The sequence below is a fragment of the Nocardioides sp. SR21 genome (genome assembly GCF_022761125.1).
Taxonomy (GTDB): Bacteria; Actinomycetota; Actinomycetes; order Propionibacteriales; family Nocardioidaceae; genus Nocardioides.
Genome location: NZ_JAKWJR010000007.1, coordinates 14279 through 27478, shown reverse-complemented (window position 1 = coordinate 27478; position 13200 = coordinate 14279). Strand labels below are relative to the sequence as shown.

Sequence of the window (13200 nt, the reverse complement as noted above, 5' to 3'; positions counted from 1 at the left end):
ATCCGGGCGTCAGGGTTTCGTGAGCAGCTCCGCGCGACGGCCCTGCAGCTGCGACTGCATGGTGACCAGCGCCCGGGAGATCCGAGAGCTGCGCTCCTGCGCCTTCTTCAGCCGGCGCCCGATCCACAGGTCGGTGAAGAGGTTGTCGAACCACACGTCGAGCGTGCGCGCCGTCGATCCGACCCCGAGGCCGCCGACGTCGTGGATGTCGACGTCCGCGAGCTCGCGGCGTACCTCGGCCAGCGCGTAGTCGACGCTGCGCACCGACTGGTCCGCCCGGTCCACCTTCTGCCGCTTGAGCACGCTCGCGGCGAAGCCACCGAACCAGCTGTCGTACGTCGACCAGGTGCGCGCGTCGCGCAGCCTCTCCTCGGCCTGGTTCAGCGCGTACAGCGCCTTGCGGATCGCCTCGAGGGCATCGTCGATCTCCTTGATCTCACCGGCCGAGTCGGTCACCTGAGCATCGTAGGGTCCAGGCATGGATCTCCAGCCCGCGTGCCCCTGCGGGTCGGGCACGCCGTACGACCGCTGCTGCGGCCGGCTGCACCGCGGTGCCGCCCAGGCGACGACCGCCGAGGAGCTGATGCGGTCGCGCTACGCGGCGTACGCCGTCGGCGACGTGGACTACGTGTTCCGCACCTGGCACCCGCGCACCCGGCCCGACGACCTCTCCCCCGACCTCGGGCTGACCTGGACCGGGCTCACGATCGTCGACGCGAGCGAGGACCGGGTCGAGTTCGTGGCGACGTTCGAGCAGGGCGGGCGGGCCGGGTCGATGCACGAGGTCAGCAGGTTCGAACAGCGCGGCGGGCGCTGGGTGTACGTCGACGGCGAGGTGTCGTAGGTCGGCCGGTCGCAGGTTCACGGTCACGGGTTCACCATGTTCAGCGGTTACAGGTTCACGGTCACAGGTTCACCATGTTCAGTGGGTGAACCGTCACTTCTCACGGTCTGCATGCCATGAGAAGTGCAGGTTCGCCTGCATAACCTGGTGGACCTGCGACGACAGCACACCCGCTACCGCAAGTGCAGGTTCGCCTGCATAACCTGGTGAACCTGCGACGACAGCACACCCGCTACCGCAAGTGCAGGTTCGCCTGCATAACCTGGTGAACCTGCGACGACAGCACACCCGCTACCGCAAGTGCAGGTTCGCCTGCATAACCTGGTGAACCTGCGACGACAGCACACCCGCTACCGCAAGTGCAGGTTCGCCTGCATAACCTGGTGAACCTGCGACGACGACAGCACACCGCTACCGCTCGTCGGTGAACCTCGGCGCCCGGCCCTCGCGCCGGGCCAGCGTCGCCTCCTCGAAGTTGCCGGTGAGCAGGCGCAGGTAGAGCTGACCGATCCCCTCCGACGACAGGTACGTCTCCAGCGAGGTGGCGGACTGGCCGGCGTGCAGCGACTTCTTGGTCAGCTCGACGCCGGGCTGCGAGAAGCCGGCGATCGTCTGCCCCCTCGACACGGCGGCGCCGACCACGTCGGGCTCCACGGACGACACCAGCCCGATCCGCTCCGCCTCCTCTGCCGAGACGTCGCGCCCGGTCAGCATGATGTCGGCGGCCCGCGTCGACCCGACCGCGCGCGGCAGCAGGAACGACAGCCCGAGCTCGCTGGCGGTCAGGCCGTTGTTGATCCCCGCCGCGCGGAAGTACGCCGTCGGCGCGGCCAGGCGCAGGTCGCAGGCGAGCGCCAGGCAGAGCCCGCCGCCGATCGCCGCGCCGTTGACGGCCGCGATCACCGGCTGGTGCAGCCGCCTGATCGTCAGCACGACGTCCTCGAGCGCCTCCATCGCGCGCAGGGCGTACGTCGGCCGCGTCACGCCGGCCACCCCGGGCGGTACGCCGGCCGACTCCTGGTCGGCGCCGGAGCAGAACCCCGAGCCCGCGCCGGTCACGACGACCGCCCGCACCCCGTTGTCCGAGCCGAGCGAGAGCAGCGCCTCGCGGAACGGCACCATCACGTCGTACGCCATCGCGTTCATGCGCTCGGGCCGGTTCAGGGTGACGACCGCGACCTCGGGGACCGGCCGGTCGACCAGGACGAAGGACATGGTGGAGAGGGTGGCACAGTGTCGCCGTGAACCTCGACGACCTCGCGCACGCCCAGAACGCCGTCACCGTGATCGCCGTCGGCGTGGCACCGGACGACTGGGACCTGCCGACGCCGTGCGACGGCTGGGACGTCGCGGCCGTGCTGCGGCACCTGATGGTCGGCGAGCGGGCGTTCACGACGTCGCTCGGCGGCACGCAGTACGACCTCGAGGGGATCGACGCTGCCGCCCGGACCGTCGACCTCGAGGACCTGCCGCGCGCCTACGAGCTCGGCGCCCGGGAGCTGCGCGACGCGCTGGCCGCCGCCGACCCGGGCGCGACGTACCCGACCGGCATCGGCCCGATGCCGCCCACGCACATCGCCGAGCTGCGCACGATCGAGGCGCTGGTGCACGGGTGGGACCTCGCCCGCGGCGCCGACCTGCCGCTCTCGATCGACGGCGCGGTGGCCGAGCGGGCCATCGCCCACAGCCGGGCGCTGATGGAGCGGCTGCCCGCGGACCGCACGCCGTTCGGCCCGCCGCAGCCGATCTCCGACGACGCGCGGGCCATCGATCGGCTCGCCGCGCTGCTCGGCCGCACACCGTAGACCTCCGAAGTCGGGACTATCGGCCCTGACGTCCAGGCGTGGCGCGATTCACGATGGGGTAATCCCAGAGGAGGTAGCCATGCCCGAGTCGGTCGACCTGAGTCACGACGAGTGTCTGCGGCTGCTGCGCGGAGGCGTCGGCGGCCGGATGGCGATCTGCACGCCGACCGGCCCCCACATCGTCCCGGTCAACTACGCCGTGCTCGACGACGCGATCGTCATCCGCACCTCGCCGTACAGCGTCCTCGGCACCTACGGGCGCGACACCACCCTGGCCTTCGAGGTGGACTGGTTCGACCACGAGAGGCAGCGCGGGTGGAGCGTGGTGGCGCGCGGGCGCGGCGACGTCGTGAGCGACCCCACGGAGCTCGAGCACATCCGTGACACCCGCGAGCCCCGGCCGTGGGCCGGCGGTGGCCGCAACCTGTACCTGCGGCTGCGCTGGAACGAGCTCACCGGCCGCCGGCTCGGCGAGGCGTGGGACCTGGTCGGGTCCATGCCCGTACGACGATTCCCGTGACCGTGACCGTTGCTGGGGCAGACTGAGCCGCGTGCCCGACGTACTCCCCGCGTCCACCCGCGCGCTGCTCGACGCGGTCAACGCGATCTCGTCCGACCTCGACCTGCACGCCGTCCTGAGCCGGATCGTCCAGGCCGCGACCCGGCTGACGGAGGCGCGGTACGGCGCCCTGGGCGTGCTCGGCAGCGACGACCACCTGGCGGACTTCGTGACGACCGGCATCGGTGACGACGAGCGGTCGAGCATCGGGCCGCCGCCGCACGGCCGCGGCATCCTCGGCCTGCTGATCAAGCACCCCGAGCCGATCCGGCTCGACGACCTCGCGCAGCACCCGGGCTCGGTGGGCTTCCCGCCGCACCACCCGCCGATGGGCACCTTCCTGGGCGTCCCGGTGCGGATCCGCGGCACGGTGTTCGGCAACCTCTACCTGACCGAGAAGTCCGGCGGTCGCTCCTTCAGCATCGAGGACGAGCGGCTGGTCGAGGCGCTCGCGACCGCCGCCGGCTTCGTGATCGAGAACGCTCGCGCGTACGGGATCAGCGAGCGGCGCCGGCAGTGGCTCGAGGCCTCTGCCGAGCTGAACGAGGCTCTGCAGCCGCCGATCGAGGCCGGGCCGGCGCTCGACCAGGTCGCCCGGACCGCGCGCTCGCTGACCGGCGCGACGGCCGCGGCCGTGGCCCGCATCGACTCCGACGTGACCCGCGCGATCGCGGCCGACCCGGACCGACGGGGGGAGGTCGAGCACGCGCTCGCCACCCTCGACCCGGCGCGGTGGCCCGAGTCCGACCCGGTCGACGTACGCCTGGGCGGGTTCGCCGCGACCCTCGTCCCCCTGCGCTCGCACCTGGTCGACGACAGCGTGCTGGCGGTGCTGTTCGACTCGGCCGACGACGTCCCGGCCGACGACGCCCGGGCGCTGCTCGCGTCCTTCGCCGACCAGGCCGGCCTGGCGCTGGACCGCGCCCAGGGTGTCGAGGACCGCGCGGAGCTCGCCGTCACCTCCGACCGCGAGCGGATCGCGCGGGACCTGCACGACCTGGTGATCCAGCGGATCTTCGCCACCGGCCTGCAGCTCCAGAGCATCGGCATGCTCGTCGACTCCCCCGACGTCAACGCCCGCCTCGACGACGCGGTCGACGCCCTCGACCTCACGATCAAGGACATCCGCGGCACGATCTTCAAGCTCCAGCACAGCGACCAGAGCGCGTCGCTGCGCGCCGACCTGAACGCGCTGGCCCACGAGTACGCGCCGCTGCTCCACTTCGAGCCGCCGGTGCGGACCGTCGGGCCGGTCGACACCGCCGTACCTCCCGACGTCCGGCACCACCTGCTCCCCGTGCTGCGCGAGGCGCTGTCCAACGTCGCCCGGCACGCCGCCGCGCACACCGGGTCGATCGAGCTCGAGGTGAACGCGACCGAGGTCCGGCTCACCGTCCTCGACGACGGCGTCGGGATCCCGGCCGGGATCCGCAACGCGACCGAGCACGGGCTGCGCAACGCCCGTCGCCGGGCCGCGACCCTGGGGGGTGCGCTGGAGCTGACCCCGCGCGAGCCGCACGGCACGTCGTTCGTCTGGCACGTGCCCCTGCAGTAGGGGCAGCCGTGGTCAGAGGTGACCGGTCTCGGGGTCCAGCAGCTTGCTGGCGAGGACCGCGGCCTGGGTACGCCGCTCGAGCCCGAGCTTGGCGAGGATGCTCGACACGTAGTTCTTGACCGTCTTCTCGGCCAGGAACATCCGCTCCCCGATCTGCCGGTTGGTGAGCCCCTCGGCGATCAGCTCGAGCAGCTTCAGCTCCTGCTCGGTCAGGTCGGCGAGCTCCGGCGCGGTCCGCGGAGGGTTGCGCACGCGCTCCAGCACCCGCGCGGTCAGGCTCGGGTCGATCAGCGACTTGCCCTCGGCCACCTGGCGGATCGCCGAGATCAGGTCACGCCCCTTGATCTCCTTGAGCACGTAGCCGGCCGCGCCCGCCATGATCGCCGCGAACAGCGCCTCGTCGTCGTCGTACGACGTGAGGATCAGCGCCTGGATGGACGGGTCGACGGCCCGCACGGTGCGGCAGACCTCGATGCCCGAGCCGTCCGGGAGCCGGGCGTCGAGCACCGCGACGTGCGGGCGCAGCGCGGGGATCCGGTGCGCAGCGTCCTCTGCCGACCCGGACTCGCCGACCACCTCGATGCCGCCGGCACTCTCCAGGAGCGCGCGCAGGCCTTGCCGGACGACCTCGTGGTCGTCGAGGAGGTAGACGCGGATCGTGCCCTCAGTCATGCGCACTTCCTATCAGGTCCAGGCTGAGCACCCGGTCGACGCGGTCCAGCCCCGCCTCCGCGTGCGTGATCCAGACGACGGAGCGACCGGAGCTGTCGAGGACCTCGGCGGCCAGCGCCTCGGCGGTCGCGCCGTCGAGGTGCGCGGCCGGCTCGTCGAGCACGAGCACCGGCTGGTCGGCGAGCAGTGACCGGGCGATCGCGATCCGGGCCCGCTCGCCCCCGGACACGTCCGCGTGGCCGTCGCCGAGCCAGCTGGCCGTCCCGTCGGGCAGCGCGTCGAGCCAGTCGCCGAGCCGCGCCGCGCGCAGGGCGAGCTCGACCTCGGCGTCCGTGGCCGACGGCCGGGCCAGCCGCACGTTCTCCCCCAGCGTGGTGGCGAAGACGTGGGGGTCGTCGTCGACGAGGCCGACGGTACGGCGCACGTCGTCGAGCGCCAGGTCCGGCAGCGCGCGGCCGCCCAGCGACACCACCCCGCGGGTCGGGTCGACGAACCGCAGCAGCAGCGAGGCCAGGGTGCTCTTGCCGGAGCCGGTCGGGCCGACGACCGCGACCCGCTCGCCCGGCGCCAGTGTCAGGTCGAGGTCGCGCAGCACCTCACGCCCGTCCCATGCGGCCGCGACCCCGGTGACGGCCACGTCGTGGTCGGCGAGGGCCACCGCGGTCCCGGGGTCGCGCACCGCGGGCTCACGGTCCGCCAGGGCGGCGAGCCGGTCCTCCGCGGCACGGGTCCGGCTGGCGAGCGCACCCGCATCGGCCAGCCCGGCCGCGGCCTCGCCGAGCGCGAGCGGGAGCAGCGCGAGCAGGGCCAGCAGCGGGTCGGACACCCGCCCGGGCAGCAGCAGCGCGGCGGCGGCCACGCCGAGTCCCGAGCACAGCAGCACGAGCGCTCGGCCGGACGCGGCCCAGGTGGCCGCGGCGACGGTACGCCGGCCGAGCTCGTCGCCGAGCGCCGCGACCCGGGCGACCGCACGCTGCTCGGCCTGCCACATCGTCAGCTCGCTCGCGGTCTGCGCGGCCTCGACGACCGCCTCGGACAGCTCCGCGCGGGTGGCGACCGCGACGCGCTCGGCGCGGGCCGCACCCCGCCGGGCGAGCAGGTACCCGACCGCGCCGGCGGCGCACAGCCCGAGCACCACCGGCACCACGACCGGGGCCGTGAACGCCGTGAACACCAGCGCGAGCGCGGCGGCGATCGCGAAGCCGCGCACCGGCATCCGCACGCGCAGCTCACGGTCCAGCACGCTGTCGACGTCGTCGACGACCGCGGCGAGCAGGTCGCCGCGCCGGCGGCCGAGGGCGCCGGGAGTGAGGGGGACGACCGCGTCGTACACCTCGACCCGGCGGTCGGCGAGCATGCCGAGCACGACGTCGTGGGACCGCAGCCGCTCGGCGTACCGCAGCACGGGCCGCGCGATGCCGAACGTGCGCACCGCGACGATCGCCACCAGCAGCGTCATGATCGGCGGCTGCGTCGACGCCTCGACGATCAGCCACCCGGCGGTCGCGGTGAGCGCGACCCCGGACGCCGACGCCAGGCCTCCCAGGATCGTGGGCAGCCCCAGTCCGTGGCGCTTCTCCTCGACCGGCTCGGCAGGCGGCGTGGGGCGAGCGGCGACCGACGCGGGCCGCACCGGAACGACGGCCTCGGGTACCGGCAGCGTGACGACGCGGTCCGCGAGCGCGACCAGTGCCGGGCGGTGCGCGACCACGACGACCGCGCTGCGCCGGCCGAGCTCGCGGACGGTCTCGGCGATGACCCGCTCGGTCTCCGGGTCGAGGTGCGCGGTCGGCTCGTCGAGCAGCACGTAGGGCCGCTCGGCCAGCACCACCCGGGCGAGCGCCAGGCGCGCCCGCTCGCCGGCCGACAGCGTGGCGCCGTCCTCGCCGAGCGGGGTGTCGAGGTCGACGGGGAACGCGACCTGCGCGAGCGCCGCGCGGAGCTGGTCGTCGGTCGCGGACGGCACCGCGAGGCGCAGGTTGTCGGCGACGGTGCCCGCGACGAAGACCGGACGTTGCGGCAGCCACGCGATCCGGTCGCGCGGCGGGCCGTGCACGACGCCGGACGTCGGCTCGAGCAGCCCGGCGAGCACCGCCAGCAGCGTGGACTTGCCGCAGCCGGACGGGCCGGTGATCGCGAGCACCCCGCGGTCGGGGACGGCCAGGCTGACGTCGTCGAGGGCGGGTACGGCGCGGCCGGGCCGCAGCACCGACACGTGCTCGACGACCAGCGCGCCGGGCCGCCGGGTGGGCGTCGCGTCAGCGGCGCCGGTGAGCTCGCTCGCCGCCTCGAACGTCGCGACACCCTCGGCCGCGGCATGGAACTCCTGCCCGACGCGGCGCAGCGGCCAGTACGCCTCCGGCGCGAGCAGCAGCACGACCAGGGCGGTCTCGAGGTCGAGGTCGCCGTGCGCGAGCCGGATGCCGACCGTGACCGCGACCAGCGCGACCGACAGCGTGGCCACCAGCTCCAGCACCGCGGAGGACGCGAACGCGACCTGGAGGGTGCGCAGCGTGCGCGCGCGGTACCGCTCGGTCACCGCACGGATCGTCGCCGACTGCGCCTCCGCCCGCCGGAACGCGACCAGCGTCGGCAGCCCGCGCATCACGTCCAGGAAGTGCCCTGACAGTGAGGTGAGCGCGCGCCACTGCGACCGGGCGCGGTCCTGGGTGGCGAGGCCGACGAGGATGCCGAACACCGGGATCAGCGGCAGCGTCACCACGACGATCAGCGCGCTCATCGGGTCCTGCGTTGCGATCGCCACCAGCGTCACGACCGGCAGCACGCCGGCGAGCACGAGCGTCGGCACGTAGCGGGTGAGGTACGGCTCGGCGGCGCTCGCGCCTCGCGTCGCCAGCCCGGCGAGCTCGCCGGTGGGCCGGCCGGCACCGCCGTCGCGCAGGATCGCGCCGACCACGCGCCGCCGTACGTCGCCGCCGACGAGCGCGGCCGCCCGCGCGGCCATCGCGTCGCTCGTCCAACCGACGAGCGACCGGGCCGCGAACACCGCGACGACCGCCAGGGCCCAGGCACCGACCGGACCGTCGCCGATCGCGGCCAGGATCAGCTCGGTGACCGCCCAGGCCTGGCCGACCAGGAGCAGGCTGCCGAGGACGCCCGCCACCAGCACGACGGCGAGCGGCCGCCGCGCAGGCGCCAGCTGCTGCCGGACCCGCGGATCGGTGGGCCTCATCCGGGGCCCCCGCGGCGTTGTTCGGGGGAGCGACGCGGAGGAGAAGACCGTCGTGGGGTGGTCATGCCACGGCTTCCAGCTTCTCGTCGGAGATGTGGTGCTCGGAGATCCGCTTGCGGAACACCCAGTAGGTCCAGGCCTGGTAGCCGAGCACGATCGGTGTGAAGACCGCCGCGACGATCGTCATCACCTTGAGCGTGTAGTCGGTCGCGGACGCGTTGGTGGCCGTCAGCGAGAACGCCTCGTTGGTCGAGGACGGCATCACGTCGGGGAACAGGCCGACGAACAGCCCGGCCACGGCCAGCCCGATGCACGCGAACGTCCCGATGAACGCCCAGCCCTCGCGACCGGCGTACGCCGTCGCGATGCCGGCGAGGAGCGCGAGCGCGGCTCCGGCGAACAGCGCCGCCGACCCGGCGTTGCCGGTGTCGACCTGCACCCACACGAGGAACGCCACGGCTGCTGCGGCGGCGAGCATCCCCGAGCCGACCGCGACGCGACGGGCACGGAACCGGATCTCACCGTCGGTCTTGAGCGCCAGGAACGTCGCGCCGTGGGTGAGGAAGAGCAGCAGCGTGACCAGCCCGCCGAGCAGCCCGAACGGGTTGAGCAGCGTGAAGATCGTGCCGGTGAACTCCTTGTTCTCGTCGATCGGCACCCCGCGGACGATGTTGGCGAACGCGACTCCCCAGAGGAACGCCGGGACGTAGGAGCCGACGATGATCGCGCGGTCCCACCAGGAGTGCCAGGAGGCCTCGGGGCGCTGGTGGCGGTACTCGAACGCGACGCCGCGCACGATCAGCGCGAGCAGGATCAGCAGCAGCGGCAGGTAGAAGCCGCTGAAGAGCGTCGCGTACCACTCGGGGAACGCCGCGAACGTCGCACCGCCGGCGGTGAGGACCCAGACCTCGTTGCCGTCCCAGACCGGGCCGATGGTGTTGATCATGATGCGCCGCTCGCGGTCGTCCCGCGCCAGCCACGGCAGCAGCATGCCGACCCCGAAGTCGAAGCCCTCGAGGGTGAAGTAGCCGATCCAGAGGACGGCGATCAGGCAGAACCAGACGGTGGTGAGTTCCATCGCTCCTAGACTTTCGGTTGTCGAGCCAGTCGAGACACCTCAGTAGGCGAACGCCAGCGGGCGGTCTTCGTCGTCGGCGTCACGTCCCGGGTCGGGCGGCTCCTGGAACGGGTCGGCGCCCTTCTTCACGACCCGGATGATCAGGCCGAGCTCGACGACCATGAGCACCGCGTAGATCAGCACCAGCGAGATGATCGAGATCCACGCCTCGGTCGTGCTCACCCCTGGCGAGACGCCGTGCGGCGTGGTCATCAGGCCGAACACCACCCAGGGCTGGCGGCCCATCTCGGTGAAGATCCAGCCGAACGAGCTGCCGAGGACGGTGACGATCGGCGTCGCGATCGCCATCCGGCCGAACCACTTCGACGTCGGCGCGCGACCCTTGCGGGTCAGGAACAGGATCAGCGAGGCGAAGAGCGCCGACAGCAGGCCCATGCCGATCATGTAGCGGAACGTCCAGTAGGTGATCGGGATGATCGGCGAGTAGTTGCCGGAGGGGTCGTAGTAGCGGGCGCCCGGGTCCTGGCCGAACTCCTCCTGGTACTGCGCGCGCAGGTCGTTGATGCCTTCGACCTTGCCGTCGAAGCTGCCGGTGCCGAGGAAGGACAGCAGGCACGGCACGGTGATCGAGAACTTCTCCTCCTGCCCGTCCGGCGTTCCGATCGTGAAGATCGAGAACGGCGCGCAGGAGTCCTCGGTGTCGTAGAGCGCCTCGGCCGCCGCCATCTTCATCGGCTGGACCTCGGTCATGATCTTGCCCTGGTAGTCGCCGCTGATCGCGACGCCCATCCCGGCGACCAGCAGCACCCAGGCGCCGAAGCGGATGCCCTTGCGGTACATCGCGCGGTCCGGGTCCGGCGTCCGGTCACGGACGTAGAGCCAGGCGGAGATGCCGAGGATGAAGGCGGCCCCGGTCATGTACGCCGCGAACACGACGTGCGGGAACGTCGCGAGCTGGACCTTGTTGAACATCACCGCCCAGAAGTCGGTGAGCTCGGCGCGGCCGCTGTCGGGGTTGTACTCGTAGCCGACCGGGTGCTGCATCCAGGAGTTCGCCGCGAGGATGAACCAGCTGCTGGCCAGGGTGCCGAGGTGCACGATCCACATGCAGGCGGCGTGCAGGCCGCGCGGCAGCTTGTCCCAGCCGAAGATCCAGAGCCCGAGGAACGTCGACTCGAGGAAGAACGCGAGCAGCGCCTCGACCGCCAGCGGAGCGCCGAAGACGTCCCCCACGAAGCGGGAGTAGTCGGACCAGTTCATGCCGAACTGGAACTCCTGCACGATGCCGGTCACGACGCCGATCGCGAAGTTGATCAGCATCAGCTTCCCGAAGAACTTCGTCAGCCGCAGCCACTCCGGCGACCTGGTCCGCAGCCACTGGGTCTCCATCGCCGCGACCAGCGCGGTGAGCCCGATCGTGATCGGCACGAACAGGAAGTGGTAGACCGTGATGATCCCGAACTGCCACCGAGCAATGTCGAGGATGTCCACCCGCGCACTCCGATCCGCTGTCGTCCGACGCACCGATCCGACGCGTCGCAGACACGCTAGGAAGACCGTCCCGCAGCGCGCCCGGGCCGAGGGTCACCCGGTTCGGGCCAAAAGTCCTTTACCTGCGTCTCGACAGGCTCGACCGGGGACGGCGCCCGACCGTGACAGCCCCCGTCGGTCGAGCAGCGAGCTCCAGCGGGCGCCGTCGAGACCCCGCAGCGGAACGACGTCGGCTACCGGGCTCTCGACGAGCTCGACCAACGGCCTACACGCTCAGGATCACCGAGGAGCCGTGCCCGAAGAGACCCTGGTTGGCGGTGATGCCGACCCGGGCGCCCTCGACCTGGCGGCCGGCCGCCTGGCCGCGCAGCTGCCAGGTCACCTCGCACACCTGCGCGAGCGCCTGGGCAGGCACGGCCTCGCCGAAGCAGGCGAGCCCGCCGGACGGGTTGACCGGGATCCGGCCGCCGATCGTGGTGTCGCCGGCACGCAGCAGGACCTCGGCCTCGCCGCGCTTGCAGAGCTGCAGGTCCTCGATCCAGTCGAGCTCGAGCGCGGTCGACAGGTCGTAGACCTCGGCCAGGCTGACGTCGGCCGGGTCGATGCCGGCTTCCTCGTACGCCGCCTGCCCGATCGACTCCTTGAACGTCCGCTCGGGCGCGGGCACGGCGTTCGTCGACTCGGTGGACAGCAGCGGCATGTCGATGACGGTCTGCGGGAAGGTCGGCGTGACCGTGGAGATCGCGTTGATCTTCACCCCGCCGCCGATGCCGTGGCGCGCGGCGTACTCCGTCGAGCACAGCACGACCGCGGCCGCGCCGTCCGAGGTGGCGCAGATGTCCAGCAGGTGCAGGGGGTCCGAGACCACCGCGCTGGTCAGCACGTCCTCGACGCTGACCTCCTTGCGGTAGCGGGCGTTCGGGTTCTCCAGCCCGTGCCTGGCGTTCTTGACCTTCACCTGCGCGAAGTCCTCGGCGGTCGCGCCGTAGAGGTCCATCCGGCGCCGCGCGTAGAGCGCGAAGTACGCCGGGTTCGTCATGCCGAGCAGCCGGAACCGCAGCCAGTCGGGGTCGTCCCAGCGCTCCCCCGCGTTCGGCGCGAGGAAGCCCTTGGGGGTCGTGTCGGAGCCGACGACGAGCGCGACCTCGGACATCCCCGCCAGGATCCGCGCGCGGGCGGTGTCGAGCGCCTGGGCGCCGGTCGCGCAGGCGGCGTACGACGTGGCGACCTTGGCGCCGTTCCAGCCCAGCGCCTGGGCGAACGTCGCGCCGGCGACGTAGCCGGCGTAGCCGTTGCGGACGGTCTCACCGCCGACGATCAGGTCGACGTCGCGCCAGTCGATGCCGGAGTCGGCGAGCGCCGCGCGGGAGGCGTGCACGCCGTACTCCACGAAGTTGCGACCCCACTTGCCCCACGGGTGCATGCCCACGCCCGCAACGGCGACGTCGTTGCTCACTGGTCCGCCTCCTCGCCCATCTCGGTGACCGGCTTCCAGCGCCAGATGGAGAGGTCGTCGTGCAGCGTCTCGACGACGAGCTCGACCTCACCGCCGACGCGCAGGTCGGCGACGCCGTACCCCTTGGCGACCTGGCCGAGCACGACCAGTCCCTCCGGGAGCTCGACCGCGGCCAGCGCGAACGGCTCGAACGGGTCGGTCGGCGGGACGTACGGTGGCGGCGGTTGGTACTGCGCGTCGGTGTACGACCAGATCGTCCCGCGCCGCGACAGCGCCGTCTCGGCGAACTCGTCGCCGGAGCAGGCCGGGTTGCGGCAGAAGCCCTGCGTGGGCGGGAAGTAGACCGTCTCGCACGTGGTGCACCGCGACCCGAGCAGCGCGGGCTCCGGTCCGGTCGTGAACCAGCCGTCGATCACCGGCGTCGTGGTCATCCGCCCTCCTGAGAACTAGAACAGGTTCTCATTATGCACGGTGGCCGAGCAGCGAGCGCCAGCGAGCGTCGTCGAGACCCCTGCACCCGAGCGCTGCGGTTGCGGGGTCTCGACAG

At 72.4% G+C, this 13200-nt stretch carries 12 protein-coding genes; 4 read left to right on the top strand and 8 right to left on the bottom strand.

Annotation, left to right across the window (positions count from 1 at the left end; translation table 11 throughout):
• Positions 1-9: 9 nt before the first annotated feature.
• A complete protein-coding gene (locus tag MJ604_RS14200) occupies positions 10-456 on the bottom strand; it encodes a hypothetical protein (RefSeq protein ID WP_243059122.1) in 447 nt (148 codons plus the stop codon).
• Positions 457-478: 22 nt separating this feature from the next.
• On the opposite strand from MJ604_RS14200, the gene MJ604_RS14195 reads away from it, so the two are divergent.
• Positions 479-844 carry a YchJ family protein gene (locus MJ604_RS14195; protein WP_243059121.1) on the top strand — a complete coding sequence of 122 codons (366 nt, stop codon included), beginning with the start codon at positions 479-481 and terminating at the stop codon, positions 842-844.
• A gap of 411 nt (positions 845-1255) precedes the next feature.
• Here the strand turns inward: MJ604_RS14195 and MJ604_RS14190 are convergent, their stop codons facing one another.
• The gene (locus MJ604_RS14190) at positions 1256-2059 is read right to left on the bottom strand and encodes an enoyl-CoA hydratase (RefSeq protein ID WP_243059119.1); all 804 of its coding nucleotides are present in this window, start codon (positions 2057-2059) and stop codon (positions 1256-1258) included.
• A gap of 26 nt (positions 2060-2085) precedes the next feature.
• Here MJ604_RS14190 and MJ604_RS14185 point away from each other — a divergent pair, with 26 nt between their 5' ends.
• From MJ604_RS14185 to MJ604_RS14175, 3 genes are all read left to right on the top strand, one after another.
• Positions 2086-2649, top strand: a complete 564-nt coding sequence (locus tag MJ604_RS14185) for a TIGR03086 family metal-binding protein (RefSeq protein ID WP_243059118.1) — start codon at positions 2086-2088, stop codon at positions 2647-2649.
• Between the two features lie 79 nt (positions 2650-2728).
• Entirely contained in the window at positions 2729-3169 is a 441-nt protein-coding gene (locus MJ604_RS14180; RefSeq protein ID WP_243059117.1) for a pyridoxamine 5'-phosphate oxidase family protein, read from the top strand.
• A gap of 31 nt (positions 3170-3200) precedes the next feature.
• The gene (locus MJ604_RS14175) at positions 3201-4763 is read left to right on the top strand and encodes a GAF domain-containing protein (protein ID WP_243059116.1); all 1563 of its coding nucleotides are present in this window, start codon (positions 3201-3203) and stop codon (positions 4761-4763) included.
• Between the two features lie 12 nt (positions 4764-4775).
• On the opposite strand, the gene MJ604_RS14170 is transcribed toward MJ604_RS14175, so the two are convergent.
• From MJ604_RS14170 to MJ604_RS14145, 6 genes are all read right to left on the bottom strand, one after another.
• On the bottom strand, positions 4776-5435 hold the full coding sequence (locus MJ604_RS14170; RefSeq protein WP_243059115.1) for a response regulator transcription factor: 660 nt from the start codon (positions 5433-5435) through the stop codon (positions 4776-4778).
• Positions 5428-8628, bottom strand: a complete 3201-nt coding sequence (gene cydD / locus MJ604_RS14165) for a thiol reductant ABC exporter subunit CydD (RefSeq protein WP_243059114.1) — start codon at positions 8626-8628, stop codon at positions 5428-5430. The genes MJ604_RS14170 and cydD overlap by 8 nt, the downstream gene beginning before the upstream one ends.
• A 61-nt stretch (positions 8629-8689) precedes the next feature.
• On the bottom strand, positions 8690-9706 hold the full coding sequence (cydB, locus tag MJ604_RS14160; RefSeq protein WP_243059113.1) for a cytochrome d ubiquinol oxidase subunit II: 1017 nt from the start codon (positions 9704-9706) through the stop codon (positions 8690-8692).
• Positions 9707-9745: 39 nt separating this feature from the next.
• Positions 9746-11197 (bottom strand): cytochrome ubiquinol oxidase subunit I, encoded by a 1452-nt coding sequence (locus MJ604_RS14155; protein WP_243059112.1) that lies wholly within the window; start codon positions 11195-11197, stop codon positions 9746-9748.
• Positions 11198-11462: 265 nt separating this feature from the next.
• Complete coding sequence (locus tag MJ604_RS14150; RefSeq protein ID WP_243059111.1) at positions 11463-12653, bottom strand: lipid-transfer protein; 1191 nt, start codon at positions 12651-12653, stop codon at positions 11463-11465.
• Positions 12650-13084 carry a Zn-ribbon domain-containing OB-fold protein gene (locus MJ604_RS14145; RefSeq protein ID WP_243059110.1) on the bottom strand — a complete coding sequence of 145 codons (435 nt, stop codon included), beginning with the start codon at positions 13082-13084 and terminating at the stop codon, positions 12650-12652. Before MJ604_RS14145 ends, MJ604_RS14150 begins: the two co-directional genes overlap by 4 nt.
• Positions 13085-13200 lie beyond the last annotated feature (116 nt).

Excerpts from the sequence above, each read along its gene's own strand:
- MJ604_RS14195 (WP_243059121.1), top strand. The coding sequence starts at position 479 with ATGGATCTCCAGCCCGCGTGCCCCTGCGGGTCGGGCACGCCGTACGAC.
- MJ604_RS14190 (WP_243059119.1), bottom strand. The coding sequence starts at position 2,059 with ATGTCCTTCGTCCTGGTCGACCGGCCGGTCCCCGAGGTCGCGGTCGTC.
- MJ604_RS14180 (WP_243059117.1), top strand. The coding sequence starts at position 2,729 with ATGCCCGAGTCGGTCGACCTGAGTCACGACGAGTGTCTGCGGCTGCTG.
- MJ604_RS14170 (WP_243059115.1), bottom strand. The coding sequence starts at position 5,435 with ATGACTGAGGGCACGATCCGCGTCTACCTCCTCGACGACCACGAGGTC.
- cydD (WP_243059114.1), bottom strand. The coding sequence starts at position 8,628 with ATGAGGCCCACCGATCCGCGGGTCCGGCAGCAGCTGGCGCCTGCGCGG.
- cydB (WP_243059113.1), bottom strand. The coding sequence starts at position 9,706 with ATGGAACTCACCACCGTCTGGTTCTGCCTGATCGCCGTCCTCTGGATC.
- MJ604_RS14145 (WP_243059110.1), bottom strand. The coding sequence starts at position 13,084 with ATGACCACGACGCCGGTGATCGACGGCTGGTTCACGACCGGACCGGAG.